Source organism: Protofrankia sp. Cas3, assembly GCF_963555955.1.
Lineage (GTDB): Bacteria > Actinomycetota > Actinomycetes > Frankiales > Frankiaceae > Protofrankia.
Map to the genome: position 1 here is coordinate 21,759 of NZ_CAUVXP010000029.1, position 23,835 is coordinate 45,593.

The 23,835-nt window shown below is 68.8% G+C and carries 14 protein-coding genes; 3 read left to right on the forward strand and 11 right to left on the reverse strand.

From position 1 onward, the window contains the following. Nucleotides 1–50 precede the first annotated feature (50 nt). The gene (locus tag U9983_RS08275) at nt 51–4,631 is read right to left on the reverse strand and encodes an HAD-IC family P-type ATPase (RefSeq protein WP_416211313.1); all 4,581 of its coding nucleotides are present in this window, start codon (nt 4,629–4,631) and stop codon (nt 51–53) included. Nucleotides 4,632–5,142: 511 nt separating this feature from the next. On the opposite strand from U9983_RS08275, the gene U9983_RS08280 reads away from it, so the two are divergent. Both U9983_RS08280 and U9983_RS08285 read left to right on the forward strand, forming a co-directional pair. Beyond that, nucleotides 5,143–5,604, forward strand: coding sequence for a hypothetical protein (locus tag U9983_RS08280; protein ID WP_322753451.1), 462 nt, complete (start codon nt 5,143–5,145; stop codon nt 5,602–5,604). A 639-nt stretch (nt 5,605–6,243) separates the two neighbouring features. Further along, nucleotides 6,244–7,110 carry a peptidylprolyl isomerase gene (locus tag U9983_RS08285; protein ID WP_322753452.1) on the forward strand — a complete coding sequence of 289 codons (867 nt, stop codon included), beginning with the start codon at nt 6,244–6,246 and terminating at the stop codon, nt 7,108–7,110. A 329-nt stretch (nt 7,111–7,439) separates the two neighbouring features. Here U9983_RS08285 and U9983_RS08290 read toward each other — a convergent pair whose 3' ends face one another. After that, nucleotides 7,440–9,266: a DEAD/DEAH box helicase gene (locus U9983_RS08290; RefSeq protein ID WP_322753453.1), complete on the reverse strand. Its 1,827-nt coding sequence runs from the start codon at nt 9,264–9,266 to the stop codon at nt 7,440–7,442. Nucleotides 9,267–9,690: 424 nt separating this feature from the next. On the opposite strand from U9983_RS08290, the gene U9983_RS08295 reads away from it, so the two are divergent. Continuing rightward, nucleotides 9,691–11,052, forward strand: coding sequence for a helix-turn-helix transcriptional regulator (locus U9983_RS08295; protein ID WP_322753454.1), 1,362 nt, complete (start codon nt 9,691–9,693; stop codon nt 11,050–11,052). Here the strand turns inward: U9983_RS08295 and cutA are convergent. From cutA to ruvA, 9 genes are all read right to left on the reverse strand, one after another. Beyond that, entirely contained in the window at nt 11,035–11,376 is a 342-nt protein-coding gene (gene cutA, locus U9983_RS08300) for a divalent-cation tolerance protein CutA (RefSeq protein ID WP_322753455.1), read from the reverse strand. The genes U9983_RS08295 and cutA overlap by 18 nt on opposite strands. A gap of 240 nt (nt 11,377–11,616) precedes the next feature. Further along, nucleotides 11,617–14,124, reverse strand: a complete 2,508-nt coding sequence (locus U9983_RS08305; protein WP_416211315.1) for a RelA/SpoT family protein — start codon at nt 14,122–14,124, stop codon at nt 11,617–11,619. Nucleotides 14,125–14,306: 182 nt separating this feature from the next. Continuing rightward, nucleotides 14,307–16,880: a bifunctional (p)ppGpp synthetase/guanosine-3',5'-bis(diphosphate) 3'-pyrophosphohydrolase gene (locus tag U9983_RS08310; RefSeq protein WP_322753456.1), complete on the reverse strand. Its 2,574-nt coding sequence runs from the start codon at nt 16,878–16,880 to the stop codon at nt 14,307–14,309. A gap of 271 nt (nt 16,881–17,151) precedes the next feature. Next, nucleotides 17,152–17,718, reverse strand: a complete 567-nt coding sequence (locus U9983_RS08315) for an adenine phosphoribosyltransferase (RefSeq protein ID WP_322753460.1) — start codon at nt 17,716–17,718, stop codon at nt 17,152–17,154. 20 nt (nt 17,719–17,738) lie between these two features. Then, a complete protein-coding gene (gene secF, locus U9983_RS08320) occupies nt 17,739–18,983 on the reverse strand; it encodes a protein translocase subunit SecF (protein ID WP_322753457.1) in 1,245 nt (414 codons plus the stop codon). Nucleotides 18,984–18,985: 2 nt separating this feature from the next. Next, nucleotides 18,986–20,845: a protein translocase subunit SecD gene (gene secD, locus U9983_RS08325; RefSeq protein WP_322753461.1), complete on the reverse strand. Its 1,860-nt coding sequence runs from the start codon at nt 20,843–20,845 to the stop codon at nt 18,986–18,988. 480 nt (nt 20,846–21,325) lie between these two features. Next, the gene (yajC, locus tag U9983_RS08330) at nt 21,326–21,856 is read right to left on the reverse strand and encodes a preprotein translocase subunit YajC (protein ID WP_322753462.1); all 531 of its coding nucleotides are present in this window, start codon (nt 21,854–21,856) and stop codon (nt 21,326–21,328) included. A gap of 427 nt (nt 21,857–22,283) precedes the next feature. After that, on the reverse strand, nt 22,284–23,315 hold the full coding sequence (ruvB, locus tag U9983_RS08335) for a Holliday junction branch migration DNA helicase RuvB (protein WP_322750930.1): 1,032 nt from the start codon (nt 23,313–23,315) through the stop codon (nt 22,284–22,286). Between the two features lie 8 nt (nt 23,316–23,323). Further along, nucleotides 23,324–23,835 (reverse strand): Holliday junction branch migration protein RuvA (ruvA, locus tag U9983_RS08340; RefSeq protein WP_322753458.1); only part of this gene is annotated, 512 nt, incomplete at its 5' end.

Genomic DNA, 23,835 nt, shown 5'->3' on the forward strand with positions numbered 1-23,835 from the left:
AACAGGGGCGACCGGCTTCCGGCTTCACCCGGGCCTGCGGCGGCGCGGGATCAGTCCTCCGCACGCCGCCACTGACCCGGGTGGAGCCAGGCCGGGAGCAGAGCCGCGGTGTCCGGGACGACCCGGGCCGCAACCGGCTCCAGCGCCCTGGACAGCAGCGTTCCACCCGCACAGGAGCCGGCCACGATCGTCCAGCCGGCCGGACCGAGCGGGGTGCAACCGAAGAAGTGGCTGAGCCCGGGTGTCTGTACGACCGCAACCAACACGGCCGCGGATCCGAGGCTGCTCAGCAGCACCGACCTGCCCCGGCCCCCAACCAGGACCGTCTGACCGAGCTGCGCGCCGATCAGAGCAGCAAGCCCCACGGTGTCGGCGTGGCGGCGACGGCCGGTGAAACGGGCGACAAGCCATCCACCGGATGCGGCGGCCGTGGTGGCGACGGCGCGCACCGCCACTTCCCGGGCGAGTGCGCGGCCGAGCGACTGCTCCGGGCCCTCGCCGAGAAACTGACCCGCCTTGTCGGGGTCGGGTTGGCGCAGCGCCACGGCGAGCCCCGGCGCGAGATCGGTGAGGAGGTTGACCAGCAACAACTGCCGGGCCGACAACGGCGATGCCCCCGTGGCCACCGACCCGAGCAGGGTGAAGGCGATCTCACCCAGGTTACCCCCCACGAAAATACCCAACGCCTGGCGGACCGAGGCCCACATCGCCCGGCCTTCGACCAGAACATCCAGGATCGTCTCGAGCCTGTCATCGGTGACGACCACGTCGGCGGCGGCCCGAGCTGCCGGGGTGCCGCGTTTGCCCAGGGCGATCCCGACGTCCGCGAGCCGGATGGCGGGGGCGTCGTTGGCCCCGTCGCCGGTCATCGCGACCACCTTGCCCAGCCGCTGATAGGACTCGACAACGCGCACCTTGTGCGCCGGGGTACCGCGGGCCACCACCGACACCTCGGGCAGCAGCGCGTCGAGCGCGTCGTCGTCCAGGGCATCGATCTCCGTACCGGTCACCACCCGGCCGCTGTCGAGTACTCCCAGTTCGGTGGCGATCGTCTCCGCGGTGGTCGGATGATCACCAGTAATCATCATGGTCCGGACGCCCGCGTCGCTCAGCTGGACGAGCGACGGCCCAGCGCCGGCCCGGACCGGGTCGGACAGCCCCAGGAAGCCGAGAAAGGTCAGCCCGTCGAGGTCGCTGTCGGCCAGTTCCCGAGCCGCCACCGGCATCCGCCGTTCAGCGACCGCCAGCACCCGATAGCCACCTCGACCGAGCGCATTGTGTTCACGGTTCAACCGTGCACGGCTGGCCCGGTCAAGGGGGATGGTGCCGTGCACGGTGCGCCACCGGACGCAACGCGGGACAATCGCTTCGGGCGCACCCTTGACGCTGAGGAGCGCACCGTCGCCCGCCCGCCCGAGGCAGGCGTGATAGCTGCGGCCCGGTTCGAAAGGCAGCGACGCCACCGCCGTCCACGACGCCAGGCCGTGGTCGCACCCAACGCCGGCGGCAGCCGCTCCCTTGGCCACCGCCCGGTCGGTGGGGTGGGGCAGCTTGGCATGCGTGGCGACATCGGCCGGGGTGGCGCGCAGTCCGGCGGCCACGACCTGGCGTTGCCGGGCATCAAGGTCCATGACGGCGGCGGTCCGGGCGCCGTCCGACACGGCCCCCAGGCGAATCCTGCCTCTGGTGAGCGTGCCGGTCTTGTCGAAACAAAGCACGTCCACCCGGCCGAGAGTCTCGATGGTCCGCGGGTTTCGTACCAGTGCCCCGCGGCCGGACAACCGCCGGGCGGCGGAAAGCTGGGCCGCAGTGGCGAGGAACGGCAGGCCCTCAGGCACGGCGGCAACAGCCAGCGCCACGCCCGCGCTCAGCGTGTTTCGAACGGGCCGGCCACGGATGAGTCCGGACGCGAGCAGCGTCCCGGCCGCGCCGATCACCACCGGCACGGTGAACTCGGTGATCGCGGAGAGCCGCGCTTCGACCCCGACGGCCCTGGCCGGACCCGTCGCCACGGCCATGCTCCGGCCCGCCTCGGTGGCCGGACCCGTCGCCACGACCACAGCTCTGCCGTGACCGGCGGCCACCGTGGTTCCCTCGTACACCATGGACGCCCTGGCGGCCACGTGACTGGCTGCGACCGGACGTGGGGACTTCGCAACGGGAAGGGATTCACCGGTCAGCGAGGACTCGTCAACCTCAAGATCTGTCGCTGCCAGCAGGCGGCCGTCGGCGGGAACGACGTCCCCTGGCCCGATCGAGATCACGTCGCCGGAAACGACCTCCTGTGCGGTGACGTCGACATCCCGGCGATCGCGACGCACCCGTGCGCGGACCGCGGACTGGGCGAACAGGCGGGCAAGAGCGGCGTCGGCCCGCCGCTGCTGGACCGCACCCATGAGCGCGGACACGACCGCGACACTGACCACCAGAGCCGCATCCAGCACCGATCCGGTGGCAGCCGACAGAGCCGCCCCACCGAGGAGAATCGGCATCAGCGGGTTGGAGAACTCCCGGACGAAGGCTCCGACCAGATCCGGCGCGACCGCGCCCACGCCGGCCACCTCCGAGCGCCGCGCCAGCGCGTCAGCGCGCGAGAGCCCATCGGGGGTGCTGCCCAGCTGCTCCAGGACACGTCGCGCCGGCAGCACGTGCCATGGCGTACAGGGGCTGGCCGGCGGCGGCGGACGCCTAGCGAGATCACGTGCAACCCGGATCCCGTTGCCGAGCGACAGCGCGGTCGCCCCGTGCACCATCAGCGTCGAGCGGGTCACCAGGTGGGGGCCGACGCCGGTCACCGCTACCAGCGCACCCGCGCCGGACCCGATCTGGGCGAGCCGCACCGCTTGCCGGCTCACCGTGGCGGCGGCGGCGACAGCCTCCACCATCATCGCCGCGGCCGAGAGATCCCCGCCGACCAGGACGTCCGCACCCCAGGCCGGGGAGCCGTCGTGGTCGTCGACCCCGACACCGAAGTCGGCGCCGGCCACCGCGGCACGCCGGTGCGAGACAACAAGAACACCGCCGCGCTCCGCCTGTAGATCGGCGATGACCGCCACCAGCCGCCGCCCGCCCGGGACCACCGGGAACCCGAGACCGTCGGCCGGACCCCGGTCGCCCTGGGCCACGCGCACCGCGAGTCCGCTGCGACGACAGGACGCCAACAGCGCCTCGCTCGCCGGCGCCCGCTCGGGAATCGCCCAGACGACCGCCATCGGTCTGCCACCCTGTGTGAGGCCGAGGATCCTCGCAGCCCCCGCGGTTTCCAACCGCTGCTTGTCCTGGATACCCGAGCAGCCGTACGGAGCCAGCCGGTCCAGCCGGTCCAGCCGGTCCAGCCGGTCCAGCGGGTCCAGCGGGTCCAGCGGGTCCAGCGGGGCGAGCGTCCAACCGTCCCGGCTGACCAGTGCGGCCGGATCGGTCGGCTGAAACAGCGCATAGGCCTGGACTGCGACCTCGCTCGGGTCCGCGCCGTCCACCGGGATGACCTCGCCAACTGCGAGCATGGGGCTCACCAGGATGTCGTGATCGATCACGATGGTGTCGACCCGGTCGAGCCGCCGCAGGGCCTCGGGATGCATCACGTGGACACCGCGGCGCGCCAGCACCCACATGAGATGGTGGGAAAATCCCTCCCGGCCGAACCGTACGGGACGCGGTAGCAGGGCTAACCCGGCCACAGCGGCACGGCGCGCGTCGCCGGTGACGGCCGCGGTGGCCCCGAATGCCCCCAGCGCGCCGATCCCGGCGGCGTCGGCGTACCGCTCCAGCGGCCCGCGCGGCAGCGGTCGGGGCCGCTCGCCGACCACCGCCTCGGCTGCCGCACGGTCCGGATCGCCGAGCAGATCGTCGCCAGCTGCGATGAAGGCGTTGCGGCGGGCGCAGGCGGCCGCAAGGGCTTCGGCTCGAAGCACCGCATCGACACCGATGGCGACGTCCCCGTGCGACAGCCCCATCGCGGTTGCGGTGGCCACCGCCAGGACGATGTCCGCCCGCTCCAGGCCGATCGCCCGCTCCAGGATCCCGCGTAGTCGCGGCTGGGTGTCGACGACCGTGACGAGCGAGGCGAGCTCGATCGGCAATGGCAACCAGCGGGCGACCCGACCCGCCGACGCCACCCCGAAGGCGACCCCGTCTGCGACCAGCGCGGTAGCCGCCCGCACCACGGGAGCCGGTGAATCCGGCTGATCGGACAGCCTCGGGCTACGGTGGCCGCCCGCCCCGACCAGCGCCTCACCGCCACCGCCACCGCCCCCCGCAGTACCACCGGCGTCAGCACCACCGCCGTCAGCACCACTGGCGTCAAGGCGCTCCACCCGTTCGACTACCGCCGTCAACTCGCGTTGGGTCGGATAGGGATCGGACAACGCGAGCAGAACCCGTCCCAGCGGTGCGTTGACCCGGGCCCACAGGACCCCTGGGCAGCGCTGGAGCTCCTGCTCCAGGAGCCTGCGCCGCGCCTCGCCCGACGGACCCCAGATACCTTTACCGTGCACCTTGACGCTTGCCCGGGATCGGGCAATCCGATCGTCGGGTGAGGGAGCAACCGCGGGCTCCATCCGATCCAGAAACGGTCTCGCCACCGATGCAAGCCCCATGCCGGACAGCAGGTGCCAAACCCCTGACAGGGGCATCTGCACCCTCCCATCATCACCGTAAGATTCTTTACGGTCACCAGAGGTCAGCACGTCAGGCGGCAGCCTCCACCGCCACGCCACCAGGACCAATCGGCTCCGACCGTCCGACCGGCCGGTGCGTGTAGCTGGCCCGATACCCCGACGCGGGCGTTAAACACCCGGTCCAGGCACGCCGGCGCCTCCGGGGCTCAGAGCGCCCGGCAATAGGGGACGCGGCGTCGCAGGGCTGGGGCACGCACCTCGCCACGTTGTCGTCGGTCGACACCCAACACCAGGGTGCCTCCCTCCTCCGCCTCGCGATGCACGCACCCCAGCCCCACTCCTTGATCCACGCCCCTACTGCCGGGCGCTCTTAATCGCGAGCAAAAAATTGATTCAAAAAGTGAGGAAAACTTGACGGAAAGTAAAAAATTTGCCTCAAAGAAAGGTGGAGGTTTCGATTTTGAGATCTCCCGTTTACCTGCGGTTCCCCTGCGGGAGGATGAACACATAACGGAAAGGAGGTCCGATGCCTAGCAGGACAGACGACCAGTCACAGGACAGGGCACGGGACAACGGCACCACCGCCGCGGAAGCCAGGGAGGAGCGTGGCGATCAAAATGTCGACAACGGCCACGCCCGCGACGCAGGGCAACGCGAAGCGGGACGCCCGCACACGGCGACTCTGCGGACACCGTTCGCGACGGCCCGCCTTGAGGTGCCCCGCGCTCCGGGTACGAGCATGAAGGTGGGTCCGGTCAGGCTGCCATCACCAGCCCAGACCGCCTTCTACCTCGGCCTGGGTGCGCTTGCCGTGGCGGAGGTCGTTGAGTGGCCGATCGCAGCGGCGATCGGCGTGGGCACCTATGTAGCCCAGCACAGCCGTGGCGGCGAATCGGCGTCGCAGGGGCGTCGAGAGGCTCCCACCCGCGGAGGGCCCGAGATGCCACGAGAGGCCCAGACTTCACCGGACGCGCCCGCCGAAGCCTAAGAGCGACCGGCAGTAGATGCGTGGATCAAGGAGAGTGGTACTCACCGCAACGATTATATGATCATCAATACAAGGACCGGTATGTGGCCGGTCTTCAGCTCGCAGTGGGCGGTGGCGACGCAGGGATCGCTCAGTACACCGTGCCTGGTCAGAAACCGTGCCTGGTCAGACAGCGCGCCGGTCAGACGCCGTGTCCATCAGGCCGCGTGGGTAGCCGATGCCCGCCACCGTCGGAACAGCGAGGCTACGAGTGCGAACACGGCGGCGCTGAGCGCTTCCGCCACCAAGGTCAAGATAATCTCCGACACGGCACTCCTCGTGGACGAACCCCTTGGGGACCATCCACAGAATAGGTTTCATACGAGCGAAGGAGAGGAGTCTCACACAGCAGAAAATCGTGAACATCCGGTTAACACAACGGATCACCGTCGGCACCCCATCGGCCTCCCTGGCCTGCCCGGTGGGCATCGATCCGCGCGATCGGAGATCCATCGGACGGGCCTAGTACTCTCCATGAACAGACCCTCACCGGAGCCGGACGAAGCCGCCCGTACCCGGAACGGCCAGCCAGCCGAGGGCGACGCGATCATGGATACTGTCGCGGCGCCGGCGGCCCCAAGGAACCAAGGAGACCGACAGGTGGTGACGTCCAAGACGCGGCGACGACGCGAGCTTGCCGCCGCGAGGATCACCCGCCAGACGGAACGCCGCGCGGCTGAGCGACGCCGCCGCCAGCGCTTGATCGCCGTCATCGCCGCGGGCGTCGTGGTAGTACTCACCGGCACGGTCACCGGGGTGCTGCTGTTCGCCGGTAACGACGACAAGGCCACCGTCTCAGCGTCGGCATCGGCGACCCCGTCCGCATCTGCGGTGCCATCCGGGTCACCATCATCCGCGGCGTCCGCCGCGCCCGCGTCGACGAAGGTCGGCCCCTGCACCTACACCTCGGACGGCCGGGATCCGTCACGGCCGGTGAGCCTGCCCACGGCGGCCGGCACCGTCGACCAGTCCCCCGCCACGATGGTCATCACCACGAACAAGGGCACGATCAAGGCAGCGCTGGACGCGGCGAAGGCTCCCTGCACCGTCCACGCCCTGCTCACCATGGCCAGTGCCAAGTACTTCGACGGCACCCCCTGCCATCGTGAAACCGCCGAGAACATCTTCGTGCTGCAGTGCGGTGACCCGACCGGTACCGGCCAGGGCGGACCGGGCTTCGCCTACGCCAACGAGAACACCAACGGCGCCACGTACACCCGCGGCGTGATCGCCATGGCCAACGCCGGTGCGAACACCAACGGCAGCCAGTTCTTCCTCATCTACAAGGACCCGAACGCCGCCGGTGTGCAGGCGCTGGGAAGCAACTACACGATAGTCGGTAAGATCACCGATGGTCTCAGCATCCTCGACGCCCTCACCTCCCCCGGCATCGAGGGAGGCAGCACCGATGGTGCCCCCGTCAGCAAGGCGCAGATCACATCCGTGACCCTGACCCAGACCGCCTGACCCAGACCCCCTTGGAGCGACCGGCACGAGTGGAAGGTAGACGTACATCCTGTGTCCGATTTATGGCCCTCTGGGATGTCAACCTTCCACTCGCCAGGATCGCACCGTCAGTAACACAAGGATCTTCTCGCCGTGACGACCCACCTCGCCCGACGGATTCCTGTTGATAAGGCACATTCGTCCGGATATTTCGGGACCCTCTCCGTGTGCTCCCGGATCTCGATCGGCTCGCCGCTCACCAGGATGGTCTGCTCTCACGTGCGCAGCTGACCGCGAGCGGTATGTCCGGAGCCACGATCGACGCGATGATCCGGCGGGGCCGCGGGCCGCTACTTCTCCCAGCGGCGGACGGTGTCGATGCGCGCCCGTAGCTGCGCGGCGCTGGCCTGGCCCGTCGCCGGCCCGCCACAGGTACGCCGCAGCTCACCGTGGATGATCCCGTGCGCCCGCCCGGTGCGGTGGTGGTGGGCTGCGACGAGCCGGTTCAGCTCCCGGCGCAGCTCGGTGATCACCTCATGGGTGGGACGGTCGTCCGCCGAAGCCTCGCCGGTGGCGTCGGCACGCAGGTCCGGCCGGACCTGCGAACCGGCCTGGCCGGGGACATCGGGTGCCCCTGATGCGGACGGGGAACGCCCGGTGCGCTCCTGCTTGCGCCGGGCGGCCTGCTGGGCCGCCTCCCGCTGCTTGAGCAGCACCGCGACCTGGTCCGGTTCCAGCAGCCCGGGAAGGCCCAGAAAGTCCTCCTCCTCGGCGGAACCGGCCGCGGCCTGGGTGCCGAACTCGCCACCATCGAAGATCACCCGATCGAGGTGCGCGGACGAACCGAGTGCGGTGAACGACCGGTCCACCAGGTCAGGGGTGTCGCGGCGCCGGTTGGCCTCCCGAAGTGACTCGTCGTCGAACGCATCCGGTTCGCGCAGTGGCTTGTCGAGGGCGTGGTCGCGCTGGACCTCCATCTCACCGGCCAGCGCGAGCAACGCCGGAACGCTGGGCAGAAAGACCGACGCCATCTCCGGCCGGCCCCGGCCCCGCACAAAGCGACCCACCGCCTGAGCGAAGAACAACGGCGTGGCCACGGACGTGGCATAGACCCCGACAGCCAGCCGCGGCACGTCCACGCCCTCGCTGACCATCCGGACCGCGACCATCCAACGGTCCCTCGAACCCCGGAAAGCCTCGATCTTCGAGCTGGCCGCGGGATCGTCGGAGAGCACGACCACCGGCTCGGTTGCGCTGACTCGGCGCAGGATCGCGGCGTAGGCGCGGGCGTTCGCGTGATCGGTGGCTATCACCAACCCGCCCGCGTCCGCCATTCCGCCGACGCGTACCTGGCCCAGGCGGGTGTCCGCGGCGGCCAGCACCGCGGGGATCCAATCGCCACGCGGGTCAAGTGCCGTGCGCCATGCGGCGGCGGTCTGTTCGTTGTTCAGCGGCTCGCCGAGACGGGCTGAGAGCTCATGCCCGGCGCTGGTCCGCCAGGACATCTCCCCAGAATAGGCCAAGAACAGCACGGGACGCACAACGGCGTCACGTAGCGCGTCGGCATACCCGTAGGAGGAGTCCGCAACGCTGCGGGTCACGCCATCTGGACCGGGGAGATAGGTCACGAAGGGAATGGGATTGACGTCTGACCGGAACGGCGTTCCGGTGAGTGCCAACCGTCTGGTTGCGGGTGTGAAGGCCTCGCGGACCGCATCCCCCCAGGACCGGGCGTCACCGGCGTGGTGGATCTCGTCCAGGATCACCAGCGTGCGGCGTCGCTCGCAGCGCAGCCGGTGCAGGGCCGGATGGGCCGCCACCTGTGCGTAGGTCAGCACGACACCGGTGTAATCCGACGAGGTTGCCCCGGCGGTGTTGCGGAAGGTCGGGTCGAGCGCGATGCCCGTCGCGGCGGCGGCCTGTGCCCACTGTCGTTTCAGATGTTCGGTCGGGGCCACCACGGTGATCGCGCGCACCACGCCGTCGCGCAGAAGGTCTGAGGCGACCCGCAGCGCGAAGGTCGTCTTGCCGGCCCCCGGCGTCGCGACCGCCAGGAAGTCGCGCGCACCGGCACCCGTCCTGGCCTGGTATGCCGCGAGGGCGGCCCGCTGCCACGTTCGTAGCGGATGGCCACCAGACGATACCGGTGGGGTGCTGGGTTGGGGGCCGGCGCTCACAGAGTGAGACTCTAAGCGGTCACCGAGGGCACCCGGGCACGGTCACCGCGAGCGGCCGGCATCACATGATCGATACTTGCGCCCGCAGCCACCGGTAAACCGGTCCCGATATCACCTGATGCACCGGCTTCCACACAAATACCTACTTATAGTACCGATCACATCTGGCGAGTCATGGACACAATGGACCGAACGCTTCTCGCCACCGCCCCTTGACATTTCCAGCGGCGCTCGGTGGTGGTCAGTGGTGCCGCGTTGACGGCCTCCAGTGAAATCACGGGGAAAGGCGTCCGAACCAAACGGCGGCCGGCGCCGAACTGTCCGAGCCCTTGTCCGGACGGCCAGGTGGGTGGGTGCAAGTCGGATGTCCAGGACGACGGGATAAGCTGCCTTTGTCGAGCACGCCATCTGGGGGAGACGGAAGATGACAGCGCCAGCCAGGGCGGTTTCGCCCGCCGTATCGAATCCCCCGGAACGCATCCCCAACACCCGGTTGCGAACCTGTCGCGAGGAGAGAAGCTGGTCGCAGGAACGACTCGCGACCGAGCTGCGACGCTTCGCCGTCATCCACGAAGGACGCGAGGCAGGCGTCACCGGCAATATGGTCTGCAAGTGGGAGAAGGGCGACAAGAAGCCCAGCCTTCGTTACCAACGGCTGCTGCGCGCGCTATTCCACCGGAGTTCCGGGGAACTCGGCTTCATCGACGACGAAACGATGACCCGGGTCCGCACCGATCCGGAGGCGGGCCGCGATCCGGGACAGCCCCAAACGAGCGTGGAGCGGCGCTCCTTCTTACGGATGGTCGCGGCAGCCGGGGGCGTCGCGGTCACACCGGTCACCTTCGACACCGAGCCCTGGGATCGGCTTTCCGCGGCCCTTCGGCAGCAGGCCGTGGTCACCCCGTCGATTGTCGATGATTTGTCCGCGCGCACGGCGGGTCTGTTCGGATTGGAGGAACGGGTCCCGGCCCGGGCCCTCATGGACAAGGTGACCACGCATCTGGTGACGCTGAGCCGGCTGCTGGAGACCTCACCACGGTCGGCGGTACGCCGTGACCTGGCCGCCACTGCCGGCGAGGCCGCGGCACTTGCCGGGTGGCTCGCCTTTGACATGCGCGACAACACGCGGGCACTCGCCTACTACCGGGTCGCGGTCGAGGCCGCCCGCGAGGCCGATGACAACGCCCTGTGGGCATGTGTGCTCGGGTACGAAAGCTATCAACCGGGTATGGCCGGGCGCCCGGACCAGGCCTGTGCACTACTGACAGAGGCGCAGCGCCGAGCCGCGCTCGGCGGCAGCATGATGACCCGTGCGTGGCTGGCCGCTCGCGAGGCCGAGGAACAGGCTTCCCGGGGGGACAGCGGCGCGGCGCTGCGCGCGCTCGAGCGGGCCGGCGACGCCTACGACCGGGCCGATCCGGCGCACGACCGGGTATGGACGCAGTTCTTCGACCGCCCCCGCCTCAACGGGATGAAGGTCACGACCTTCACCCGCTTACGCCGCCCGGACGCCGCCTACGCGGCCGCGGCCGAGAGTCTGTCGCCGACCAGCCCGACCGCCACGAAAAAGCGCTCGCTGCTGCTCGCCGCCCTCGCCGAGGTGCACATCCACCGCCGGGAGCCCGACCAGGCATGCCAACTGGCCGCGGACGCGCTCGCGATCGTGGCGCAGACGGACTTCTCGCTGGGGCTGGCCCGGGTCCGACAGGTCCGCGATCAACTCCGGCCGTGGCGGGAGACACAGCCTGTACGGGACCTCGACGAGCAGCTACGGGTGCTGGCCTGAGCGCGTGGACGGCGCCGTCTCGGCGGTGATCCAGTCCAGATAGTCGCCGAGCCCGTGGACGATCGGCGTCGCAATGATCTCCGGCGTCTCGTACGGGTGCGCCTGGGCGATCTCCTGCGCCAACTCGGCAAATCGCTCAGTTGTCGTTTTCGCCAGACATATCCATTCGTCCGCCTGCTCGATCTCGCCGCGCCATCGGTAGATGCTGCGAATCGGGCCGAGAACCTGAAAACAGGCGGCAAGCCGACGCTCCACCAGCAGACGCCCGATCCGCTCCGCCGCTTCAGACGAATCAATGCTGGTCATGGCCTGCAGATGGCCCACGAACTCCCCCGATCAATCGGCGCATGAACAACATACTCTACATCGAACGGGGGGGTCCACCGACAAATTTACGGTGACTGCAGTCGGCACTGGATTCCGGGCATTCCATTCGGCAGACGGGCGCTCACCGTGGGCTGGGCACCGAGAGTGCCGTTTGTGCCATTTCTCCGCAGAACGGCGGAAACGAACGAGCGACTGATTACCATATGTAACAAACAGAAACAGGGTACCGCCCGACCACTAAGCGCAGGGATCGGCTCGAACTCCGCCGGTGCGGTAGCAGTCATACACGCCACCCACCGTCCGTACGGCTGCGAGGACCGCGTCCAGCTGCGCCGGCCCGGCGACCTCGACGGTGAATCGGGCCCGGGCCACCCTGTCCTCGGCTGTGATGGTGGACGCGGACCGCACGGCGGCCGACGCGTCCGACAGCATTTCGGTGATGTCCGCAAGCAGGCCATACCGGTCAAATGCCTCGACCGCGATCTCGGCGGGGAAGGTCGCCGTCGTGGTGGGAATCCAGGAGGTCACCGCGACCCGGCGCCGATCCCCACGGACATCCGCCGCGTTCGCGCATTCCTGCCGGTGTACCGAGACCGCCGGGCTGTGCGTGGTGGTGAAGCCGACCACGTCATCCCCCGGCAGGGGCAGACAGCAGCGCGCAAGACGTACCGGGACGTCCGGCCGGCCGTCAACCGCGGCCAACCCCGCCCCGGTCTGCGAACGAACGCGACCCCGCGGCAGCTGCGGCTGCGACACCGCGGGCCGCACCGAGGGCCGGTGGGCCCGATCCCCGCCGGGATCGGGCCGGTGCGACGGGCCGACCTCGTTGTCCAGAACGGTTGAGTCGGCCAGAACGGTCGAGTCGGCCAGAACGGTTGAGTCGGCCAGAACGGTCGAGTCGGCCAGGTCCGCACCGCCCGGTGCCGCCACAGCCGCAGCCCCGGTCGCAGAAGCGGCATCAGAAGCAGCGGATCCCGCCGGTTGGGATTCGATCAGATGAGCCGCGGCCGGCACCACGGGACCCTCCGTGGGCACCATGGCGCCCGCCGCCAGCCCGCCGGGATCGGCGGTGGTGTCAGGCCCGGTGGTGTCAGGCCCGGTGGCAGGAGAGGTCGTGTCGGCGTCCCGCCGCTGCTTCGTCGTCCTGCGACGGATCTTCACTCTGGCGCGGGAGGTCTTGACGAAATCCAACCAGTCCTCGGACGGACCGGCGCCCGGCAGGCCGGACCGCAGGATTTCCACGACGTCACCGTTACGCAAGCGGGTGTGCAGCGGAACCAACCTGCCGTTGACGCGAGCACCGATGGCACGGTGGCCGAGTTCGGTGTGGACGGCGTAGGCCAGATCAACCGGCGTCGACCTCGCGGGTAGGGCGATGATCCTGCCCTTGGGCGTGAAGATGAGGACCTCGTCCGAGTCGAGATCCGCCGACAGCGACTCGATGAACTCACCCGGATCCTTTGCTTCACCCTCCCAGTCGAGGAGGCTGTGCAGCCATGCCAGACCTTCCAGGCGGGCGCCGTCCGCGGACGGCCCGACCGGCCGCGCGATGATCCCGGTTTCCGCGAGACGGTGCATGGCGTCGGTGCGGATCTGGATGTCGACGGGCTTGCCCGCCGAGTCCACGACCGTCGTGTGCAGGGACTGGTACATGTTGAACTTGGGGGTGGCCACGAAGTCGCGTAGCCGCCCGGGCGCCGGGCGCCACATGGCGTGCACTTCCCCGAGCGTCTCATAGCAGTCAGTGACAGAATCTACGAGGATCAGCACACGGGCGATGTCGTTGTAGTCACGCGCCTGGAAGCCGCGCTCCTGCGCCCGCTTGTAGATCGAGAAGAGGTGGCTCGTCCTGACCGAGACCCGGGCGTTGATGCGAGCATCCTCAAGACCGCCCTGCAGCGCGGCGACGATAGCGGCAACCTGGCCGGAGGTGCGCTCCGCGGCGCTGAAGTCGTCGACCATCTCCTGTATCCGCCGGTACTCGCCGGGATACAGGACTGCGAACGAACGGTCCTCCAACTCCCTCTTGATCACACTCACGCCGAGCCGATGCGCCAGGGGCGCGAGGATCTCGATGGTCACCCGGGCGATGCGCGCCTGCTTGGGCGCCGACTTGAAGCCGAGAGTCCGCATGTTGTGGAGACGATCGGCAATCTTGATGACAAGAACCCGATAGTCCTTGGCAAGGGCGACGATCAGTTTCCGCAGGGTCTCCGCCTCGGCCTCGGCCGCGTCGCCGAAACGCATCTTGTCGAGCTTGGTCACCCCATCGACGATGTTGGCGACCTCAAGGCCGAAATCCGCGGCGGCGGCCTCCAGTGTGTAGGGGGTGTCCTCGACGGTGTCGTGCAGCAATGCCCCGACGATCGTGGTGGTATCCACCCCGAGTTCGGCGAGAATCTCGGTGACCGCGAGCGGGTGGGTGATGTACGGGTCGCCGCTGTGTCTCTCCTGACCGGCATGCTGCCGGTTCGCGACGTCGTATGCGTGGACGATGAGGCCGATGTCGGCCTTGGGATGATGCAGACAGTGCGCATCGGTCACTTCACGCAGCTCCGGCGGCACCGGCGGCGTGCTGCGGACCGCCGCCATCCAGCGGGCCAGATGGGCCAAGCGGGCAGTGGCCAGCCGGGCGGCGGCAAGCGTACGCGAGGTTTCCTCTCCCCCGCCGGCACCGTCAGCTTCTCCGGCCGGCCAGCCCCCGCCAGCCCGTTCCATCCGCGCGGGCAACGCCGCGCCCTGCATACCGGCACCTACGATCTCGGCGTCCACAGCGCCCCCCCTTTACCAGATCTCAGCGCGCAACTGGCCGGCGAGCCATACCGCGGCGGACGACGACCGTCTGCCGCGGCAACATCGATGTCGTACGCGGAACAATCGGTTCCCACCGGCGGGAACCGCCGCATAGCCGGACGATGCAATCATGATCAGCACCGCACGCCCGAGGTGACCCGATAGCAGTCGTGCACGCCCTCGATCGATCGCACCGCATCCTGGATGTGTCCCAGGTGCTTTGCGTCCCCCATCTCGAAGGTGAACCGGCTGATCGCAATCTGGTCCTTTGTAGTCGTCACCGACGCGGACAGGATGTTGACGTGGTGGTTGGTCAGCACCCGGGTCACGTCGGACAGTAGACGGACACGGTCCAGCGCCTCGACCTGGATGACGACAAGGAACACCGAACCCGAGGATGCGGCCCACTCGACCGCGATAGTCCGGTCGTGCGGCGCCGCACGCAGGATCGCCAGGTTCTGGCAGTCGTGGCGATGCACGGACACGCCCTTACCCCGTGTGACGAAACCTGTGATCGCGTCCCCCGGCATCGGCATGCAACAGCGGGCGAGCTTCGCCCACACGTCCTGCGAGCCGGTGACGATTACCCCCGGATCGCCCACCGACCGCCGCAGCGCCCGAGTCGGCAGGGCGGTCTCGGCGACGTCCTCGGCCGCGCCCTCGGGTCCACCGAGCGCGGACACCAGCCGGGCGACCACGTTCTGCGCGCTGACATGATTCTCACCGATCGCGGCATACAGCGCGGAAACGTCGGGGTACCGCATGTCCTTGGCCAGGCTGGGCAGCACGTCGCCGTTCATCAAGCGGGTGAGCGGGAGACCGTGGCGACGCATCATCCGAGCGATGGCGTCCCGGCCGGCGACGACGGCGTCCTCGCGTCGCTCCCGGGCGTGCCACTGGCGGATCTTCGTGCGGGCCCGGGACGACCGGACGAAGGTCAGCCAGTCCTCGCTCGGCCCGGCCGCATGTGCGCGTGAGGTGAAAATCTCGACGCTGTCCCCGTTGTCGAGCGGAGTGTCAAGAGCGGCGAGCCTGCTGTTGACCCTTGCGCCCACGCACTGGTTGCCGACGTCGGTGTGGACGGCGTAGGCGAAGTCGACCGGGGTCGACCCTTCCGGCAATGCGATCACGTCACCCTTGGGGGTGAAGACGAAGACCTCATCGGTGAACAGGTCGAACCGCAGGCTGTCGAGAAACTCGCCGGGTTGCGCGGTCTCCCGCTGCCAGTCGAGGATCTGGCGCAGCCAGGCGGTCTGATCGTGGCCGGAGCCACCCCGGCGGGACCGGCCGCCCGCCTTCGACCCGCCGTCGGCAAGCCCGAACGCCCGCGCCTTGGCCGTGCCTGACGGCTGGGCCGCGACCCCGTCCTCCTTGTACTTCCAGTGCGCCGCGATCCCGTACTCAGCCCGGTTGTGCATCGCGTGGGTGCGGATCTGCAGCTCCACGGGCTTGCCGTCGGGCCCGATCACCGTCGTGTGCAGCGACTGGTACATGTTGAACTTGGGCATCGCGATGTAATCCTTGAACCGACCCGGAATCGGCTTCCAGTTCGCGTGGAGCGTGCCCAGGGACGCGTAGCAGTCGCGGACGGAGTCAACCAACACCCGGATTCCGACCAGGTCGTAGATGTCGTCGAACGACCGGCCGCGCACCACCATCTTCTGGTAGATCGAATAATAGTGCTTGGGACGACCGGTGACGACAGACTTGATCTTAGCTTCACCGAGATGGGCCACCACCGCGGAGACCACACCGGTGATGTAGGTGTCCCGGCTCGGCGCGCGCTCGGCCACCAGGCGGACGATCTCGTCGTAACGCTTCGGGTAGAGGGTCGCGAAAGCGAGATCCTCCAGCTCCCACTTGAGCGAGTTCATCCCCAACCGGTGAGCGAGGGGGGCGTAGATCTCCAGGGTCTCGCGGGCCTTACGTTCCTGTTTGTGCTCGGGCAGGAACCGCAGGGTCCGCATGTTGTGCAGACGGGCGGCGAGCTTGATCACCAGCGCCCGCGGGTCACGGGCCATCGCGACCACCATGCGACGGATCGTCTCGGCCTGGGCGCCCTCACCGACCTTCACCCGGTGGAGCTTCATCACCGCGTCGAGAACATCCGCGACGTGGTCGCCGAACTCGTCCCGGATACCCTCGAGGGTCATGTGAGCGTCGCCCACGGTGCCATGCAGGAGCGCGGCGCACAGCGTCGGGGTGTCCATGCCGAGATCGGCAAGGATGCTCGCGACAGCTACGGGATGGGTCACATAGGGGTGCCCGGACAGACGCACCTGGCCCGTATGCACCCCTGCCGCGGTCTCGAACGCCCTGTACACGGGGCCGACATCGGCGCGGGGATGGTTGGCCAGCAGCCCCCGCAGTACCGGATCCAACAGCGACGGCGAGGGTGCGCGATGCGACGCCAGTTTGGAGAACCGGCCCCGGACCCGACGGGGCAGCGGCGGCGACTCGTGCCCCAGGCGCGGCACCACCGGCGAACCGTCACCGGAGTCGGGCTCCCCGTGGTCGCCCGGGAGGCCCGCCTGGTGAGCGGAACCGGGCGACGATCCACCGTCGATACGGACAGCCTCACCATCCGAGCGCGTCCGGTCGGCTTCGCCGGCGCCGCGCGCGGCGCGCTCACCTGCCGGCGACGATTCATCAAAGATCGTCACGCCAGGCTCGGACACTCCGGTCACCACCGGTGCTGCCTCGGGCACAAGCCACTCCTGCTTCACCTAGCAATACACCCGGCCTCCGGCGGTGCGACAAACCACGATCGCACCCCCTTCGGCCATCCAGCCCGTCACCCAGCCTCCGGCGGTGCGACAAACCACGATCGCACCCCCTTCGGCCATCCCTTGCAGGCTAACGCTGCGTCGGTCGTACTCCATCCGCAACCCCAGGCAGACACAGCTGGATCACATGTAGGTCGCAGGACCCACGGATCAGAGCTGACGTGATCGAATCACCACGAGGCCGCCTGATCCGTCACACCTCCATGATCGACGAGATCGCGAGGGGCACCAGGCGATCGCGTCCGAGCAGGAACATGATCTCCATCAGCACGGCGAGCCCGACAACCTCGGCGCCGGACTGGCGTACCAGCTCGGCGGTGGCGAGCGCGGTGCCACCGGTGGCGAGGACATCGTCGACGAGCAGGACCCGGTCACCGGGCCTGAAGGCGTCGGTCTGGACCTCCAGCGTTGCGGTGCCGTACTCCAGGTCGTAGGTCCTGCTGATCGTCGCACCGGGAAGCTTGCCCTGCTTGCGAACGGGAACGACACCGACGCCGAGACGGTAGGCAACCGGAGCCGCCAGCAGGAAACCGCGCGCCTCGATGGCCGCCACGACGGTGGCACCGTGGCCGTCGGCAGTCTCGGCAAGCGCGTCGATGACCACCGCGAAGGCCGCCGGTGTCATCAGCAGAGGCGTGATGTCCTTGAAGATCACTCCGGGCTTGGGAAAGTCGGGAACGTCTCGAACGTGGGCACGCAGCACATCCGCGGCACGGCCTGGGACGCCGGTGGAGGCGGAGGTGGAGGTCGCCGCGGTCATCGGGGTTGGTTCGGTGGTCGTCACCGCCGCTTTTTACCGCCTGGACGGCCTTTGCGGCCAGAACGCCGCGCCTGCGTCGGCCGGCGCGCCGCCCCGGGCCGGCCGGATCGGACCCCGGCCACGGCAGGTTCACGGTTGTCGAGAGGTTTCTCACGTTCGTCGTCGGAGAAATCGTCAGCACCGGTCGCACCCCGCGTCGCACCGATGTCCACCCCGCTGTCCCCTGTCTGCCCATCGGGGTCAGGCGCAGGCATGGTCACCACCCCCGTGGCGACCCGGGGCCCTTTGGTCGACTCGCGCAGGGCCGCCGCCCGGGACCGGGCCACCCGCGCATCCAGTGCCCGGACCGCCGGCTCGTTCTTCTTCAGATCCACCAACAGCGGCGTCGCGACGAACAGCGACGAATAGGCACCCGATGCGATGCCGACGAACTGGGCAAGAGCAAGATCTTCCAGCGTACCGGCACCCAACAGCCCGGCACCGACGAAGAGCAGCGAACCGACCGGTACCAGCGCGATGAAGGATGTGTTGAGCGAACGCATCAACGTCTGGTTCAACGAGTCATTGGTGGCCTCGGCATAGGTGCGCCGGCTGGTCGTGCCCATCCCGGCGGTGTTCTCCCGGACCCGGTCGAAGACCACGACCGTGTCGTAGAGGGAGAAGCCCAGGATGGTCAGCAAAGCGATCACCGTGGCGGGAGTGACCTGGAAACCCACCAGCGAGTAGATGCCCATGGTGACGACCAGGTCGTGGACGAGCGACGCCATGGCGGCGACCGCCATCTTCCACTCGAACCTGATGGATAGATAGATCATCACCAACGCCAGGAACACCGCGAGCCCCTGCAGCGCCTTGTTGGTGATGGTCGACCCCCAGGACGCACCGACCGTCGAGATGTCGATGGCCGTATCGGCGACGGCGAACCGTTGCTCGATGGCGGTCTGGAGTTGCGCGGTCTGCACGTCGGTCAACGACGGGGTCTGCACCCGTATCTGGTGCGAGGTCTCCAGCTCCTGAACCACGGCGTCGGCGGGGTTGACACCGGCAGCGGACAGTGCAGCCTGCGCCTCCGCGACCGGCCGGCCGCCGGCGGGAAACTGGAACAGCGCACCGCCCTTGAAGTCGATCCCGAGCGAGAAACCCCGGATCGCCATACTGGCGATACAGATCGTCAGGACCACGGCGGAGACGAGATACCAGACCTTACGCCGGCCGACGAAGTCGACCTCGAACTCGCTGCGGTAGAGCCTCCTGGCCCAGGACACCTCTACTCCTCCTGTCCCGCGCCGGCCGGACGCGACCGTGATGACTGTGAATCGGACGATCGCGGATCGGCTGGACGCGCACCCGCCTTGCCCTGGGCGACCGAGGACCGCCCGCTCTTTGTCAGGCGTGCCGGTGCTGGCGGCCTGTCACGGCCGGTACCGGGGGTCTCCCTCGCGCCGACCGCTGAGACCGTGAGGCCGGAGAATCGGCTGGTCGCGAACAACGGCATGCGGACGAGCAGGGAGACAACCGGTTTGGTGAAGATGAACATGATCAGAATGTCGATCAGCGTTGACAGCCCAAGCGTGAACGCGAATCCCCGGACGGACCCGACCGAGAGAACGTACAGCACCGCGGCGGCGAGGAAGGAGACCGTGTCCGCGGACAACATGGTCCGCCGGGCTGACGGCCACGCCCGGTCGACCGCCGCGCGCACGCTGCGGTGGGCGCGGACCTCGTCCTTGATGCGCTCGAAATAGACGACGAAGGAGTCCGCGGTAAGGCCGATGGAGACGATCAGACCGGCGATACCGGCCAGGGTCAAGGTGAATCCGATCCACCGGCCGAGCAGCACCACAGCGGCGTAGATAAGCAGGCCGCTCACCGCCAGCGAGCTGATCACCACAATCCCGAGGGCCCGGTAGTACAGGAACGAGTACAGGACGACCAGCAGCAGACCGATGGCACCCGCCAACAGGCCGGCCCTGAGTGAATCCTTGCCCAAGGTCGGGGATACCGACTCGGCGCTGGACTGCTCGAATGCCAGCGGCAGCGCACCATAGCGCAGCACATTGGCAAGATCCTGAGCGCTGGACTGGGTGAACGACCCCGATATCTGTGCGTCCCCGGCGATGCGGTCATTGGTGCTCGGCGCGGACTGAACCACGCCGTCGAGAACGATCGCCACCTGCTTGCCGATCGTCTCCTCGGTCAACTTGGTGAACTTCGCCTGCCCGCTGCCGGTAAAGCTGACGTTGACGACCCACTGGCCGGTACTCACAGACGTGCTACCGCCGGAACTGGCCAGTCCCGCCGTAGCCGATTTCACGTCGGTTCCCACCACCTCGGCGGGCATGAGCAGGTATTTGGTCGCGCCCGCGCGATCGCAGGCGGCAACCCACTCGGACGGCTTCTCGGTGCTCGCAGTCCGGCGGTGTGCATCCGACGGGGCGCAGGTCAGTGCCTCGAACGCGCTGATGACCTCCGCCGGTGGCGTGGCACCGGCGGCGGCCGCAGCGGCCTGATCCGTCGCCGCCGGCGGCGAGGACGGCGCGGCGGGCGCCGGCGAGCCCGTCGTGGCAGCCTGCGTGGTAGGCGCCTGGGTCGTGCCCGCCTGCGTGGTAGCCGCCTGCGCGAGCAGGCCGCTGCTCACGACATCCGATCGAGTGGTTGTGGACGCAGACGGCTTCGCAGTGGCCCCCGACGTCCCGGAAGGCGACGTGGCGGCCGGACCTCCGGATGAGGTTGCGCCGGGAGCCGGTGTCGGCGAACCATTCTGACCCACAGCTGGGGTCTGACCCGGAGCTGGGGCCGATGTCGGCGCCGGTGCAGGCGCCGCAGCCGCGGGCGCCGACGTGGCGACCTGGCGGAAACGCAGTTCCGCCGTCTGGCCCACCAGCGCAACAACATCATTGCGTCCGCGGCCGGGGACCGCGATCTCGATCTGCGTGTTATTCCGCTTGACCTCGGCCTCAGCGACGCCAAGACCGTTGACACGCTCACGGATGATGTCGACAGCCTTGTCGACCGCCCCGCTGTCCACACCCCTGCCCGCTTCGGTCGACCTGGGCGTGAGAATCACGCTGGTGCCGCCCTGCAGGTCGAGCCCGAGCTTCGGCGTCCAGGTACCCGTCAGGGCCATGACCCCGTAGAGCAACACCAGAAGGCCGGAAAGGACCCCGATCCGAGACCAGGCGGGGCGCGTGGCCTTACGCCGTGGCCCTGACCCTTGTGCCAACGGATGTCCCTTCATCACGCGCCGGTGCGCTCATTTCACTGTCTGTTCCAGTGCTTACGTCAGTGCTTACCTAGGTGCCTTCGTCGGTGCCTTCGTCGGTGCCTTCGTCAGTGCCTTCGTCGCCCGTCTGGTGGAGCAACCGGCCCACCGCAGGCGACCTCAGATCCGGCAGTACCGCCGGAAACGCACAGCGGACCATGTTCGCTCCGCCTGCGGCCGGCCAGGACAACACCGGCCGAGACAACAGTGTCAGCCGCGCCCAAGGTATCGGAACGACTGTCAAGCCGGATGCGTTCCTGTACCCCGTTCAGGCAGGCCCGTCCTGGAGCCCGTTGCCGACCGTCTGTCCGGCCCGTTCGGATGATGTCGCATCAGCGGACCGCACTACCCACCGGGCGCATCCGACTTCCCCGACGTCTTCCCGTTCCCGGGAGAGTCGCTCTTGGTCACGTCCGTCTTGGTCGCGTCACTCTTGGTTACGTCCGTCTTTGTCATGTCGATGTGCGAGTTGGCCGAACCGTGGTCGTCAACCCCGGCATCACCCGGCGCGACGTCGTGATCCGAGTAGCCCTCGACCGCCTCGGCATCGTCCGGCGCGTCGTCGTCCGACGCCTCGTCGTCCGACGCGGAGACAACCCTGGCGATCGCCGCGCGAGCGAACCGGCACACGACGTCCGGCGCGACCTCCAGTAGCACGTCACCCTCGTCGACCTCGACCACCGTCGCGTAGAGACCGGCCGTGGTCACCACCAGGGTGCCCGGAACAAGCGAGGCCAGCGTCTGCTGCTGCGCCCGCTGGCGGCGCCGCTGGGTCGACATAAAGAAGAAGACAACCACCACAATCAGGATCAGCGGCAGAAAACCGCCGATCCCGCTACCGCCACCATTCTGGGCCGCCGTCTCGGCGACCACCATTGCCTGCACGTCCACGTCCTCCCATGTAGTGCGGCCGATGCTACGTACCGACCGCGGGCTCGTGACGCGCAGGCCCCCCAGCGACCCGGGGACTTCAGCCGCCGGCGCTGCGACAGAACCACAATCGCATCGCCTTCGGCCCGCCAGTCACCCGGGGACTTCAGCCGCCGGCGCTGCGACAGAACCACAATCGCATCGCCTTCGGCCCGCCAGGGCGCTCTTAGAGCGCCCTGGCAACAGGGGACGCGGCGTCGCGGGGCTCGGGCACGCGCCTCGCCGCATCGCTCCCCATCCATCGCTGCGCGATGCACGGGGTACCCCGGCTCCGTCGGTCGACACCCACAACCTCCGGTGCCTCCCTCCTCCGTCTTGCGATCTACGTACCCCAGCCCCGCACCTTCATCCACGCCCCTGTTGTCGGGCGCTCTTACCGCGGGACCTGAGAACGTCCCAGGGCATCATCAAGGGGATCAAGACCGAGATGGGTGAACGCGGCAGGGGTGGCGATCCGCCCGCGGGGGGTCCGGGCCAACAGACCCGCACGGACCAGGAACGGCTCGGCGACCTCCTCGACCGTGTCGGGTTCCTCCCCCACAGCGACCGCCAGAGTCGTCAGGCCCACCGGACCGCCGCCGAAGCGGCGCACCAGCGCCTCCAACACGGCCCGGTCGAGCCGGTCCAAGCCGAGCGCGTCTACATCATAGACGCGCAGGGCGGCCCGGGCGACCTCGCGCGTGACGATTCCGTCCGCCCGCACCTCGGCGTAGTCACGAACCCGGCGCAGCAGCCGGTTGGCGATCCGCGGCGTCCCACGCGACCGCCCGGCAACCTCGGTGGCGCCGTCGCCGGTGAGACGTACCCCCAGCAACCCGGCCGAGCGGGTCAGCACACTGGTCAGCTCATCGGGATCGTAGAAGTCCATGTGTGCGGTGAACCCGAACCGATCACGCAGCGGGCCGGTGAGAAGACCTGACCGGGTGGTCGCGCCAACCAGGGTGAACGGAGCGAGGTCCAGCGGGATCGCGGTCGCGCCGGGGCCCTTGCCGAGCACCACGTCGACCCGGAAGTCCTCCATCGCGGCGTAGAGCAGTTCCTCCGCGGGGCGGGCGATCCGGTGGATCTCGTCCAGGAACAGCACGTCGCCCGGAGCGAGCGCGGTGAGGATCGCGACGAGATCTCCCGCGCGTTCGACCGCCGGACCGCTGGTCATCCGCAACGGGACCGACAGCTCCCGTGCGATGATCATCGCCAGGCTGGTCTTGCCCAACCCGGGTGGCCCGGACAACAGGACGTGGTCGGGCGGACGGGCGCGGGCCCGCGCCCCTTCCAACATGATCGTAAGTTGCTCGCGGACCTTCTGCTGGCCGATGAACTCCGCCAGGCTCCCCGGCCGCAGACCGGCCTCGAACGCCTGCTCCTCCGGCTCAGCCACCGGCGAGACCAGACCCTCGGCATCCACGGGCTGCATCACCGGGGCCGCAGGGCGGCCAGCGTCCGGCGCAGCAGCAGAGCTACCGTGTCCGGCGCCTGATCGTCACCGACAGCGCCAGCGTCACCCAGGCCGTTGTCACTGGCGCGCACTGTGGTCAGCGCGTCCTCGGCCTCACGCGCGGTGTAGCCAAGCCCGAGCAGCGCGAGACGAACCTGTTCGGCAACGGCGACCCGGGGTCTGTCTGGCACCGCCGACGGACCGCCGCCCACGCCGGCATCGCTGTTCGCGTCGGCACCGTTGTCCGCATCGGCACCGTTGTTCGCGCCGGCGTTCCCACCCTGGCCCACGGGCACCGACATCGGCGCTGCGAGGCGGTCCTTGAGATCGAGGACGATGCGCTGCGCACCCTTGCGGCCGATGCCGGGCACCTTGGTCAGAGCGGCCAGATCCTCAGCCGCGACCGCGCGGCGCACGCCGTCGGGGCTGTGCACGCCGAGGACGGCCTGGGCGAGCCGGGGACCGACCCCGGACGCGCTCTGCAGGGTTT

Excerpts from the sequence above, each read along its gene's own strand:
- U9983_RS08280 (WP_322753451.1), top strand. The coding sequence starts at position 5,143 with ATGCCTAGCAGGACAGACGACCAGTCACAGGACAGGGCACGGGACAAC.
- U9983_RS08275 (WP_416211313.1), bottom strand. The coding sequence starts at position 4,631 with ATGCCCCTGTCAGGGGTTTGGCACCTGCTGTCCGGCATGGGGCTTGCA.
- U9983_RS08295 (WP_322753454.1), top strand. The coding sequence starts at position 9,691 with ATGACAGCGCCAGCCAGGGCGGTTTCGCCCGCCGTATCGAATCCCCCG.
- U9983_RS08305 (WP_416211315.1), bottom strand. The coding sequence starts at position 14,124 with ATGCAGGGCGCGGCGTTGCCCGCGCGGATGGAACGGGCTGGCGGGGGC.
- yajC (WP_322753462.1), bottom strand. The coding sequence starts at position 21,856 with ATGGTGGTCGCCGAGACGGCGGCCCAGAATGGTGGCGGTAGCGGGATC.
- U9983_RS08315 (WP_322753460.1), bottom strand. The coding sequence starts at position 17,718 with ATGACCGCGGCGACCTCCACCTCCGCCTCCACCGGCGTCCCAGGCCGT.
- secD (WP_322753461.1), bottom strand. The coding sequence starts at position 20,845 with ATGGCCCTGACGGGTACCTGGACGCCGAAGCTCGGGCTCGACCTGCAG.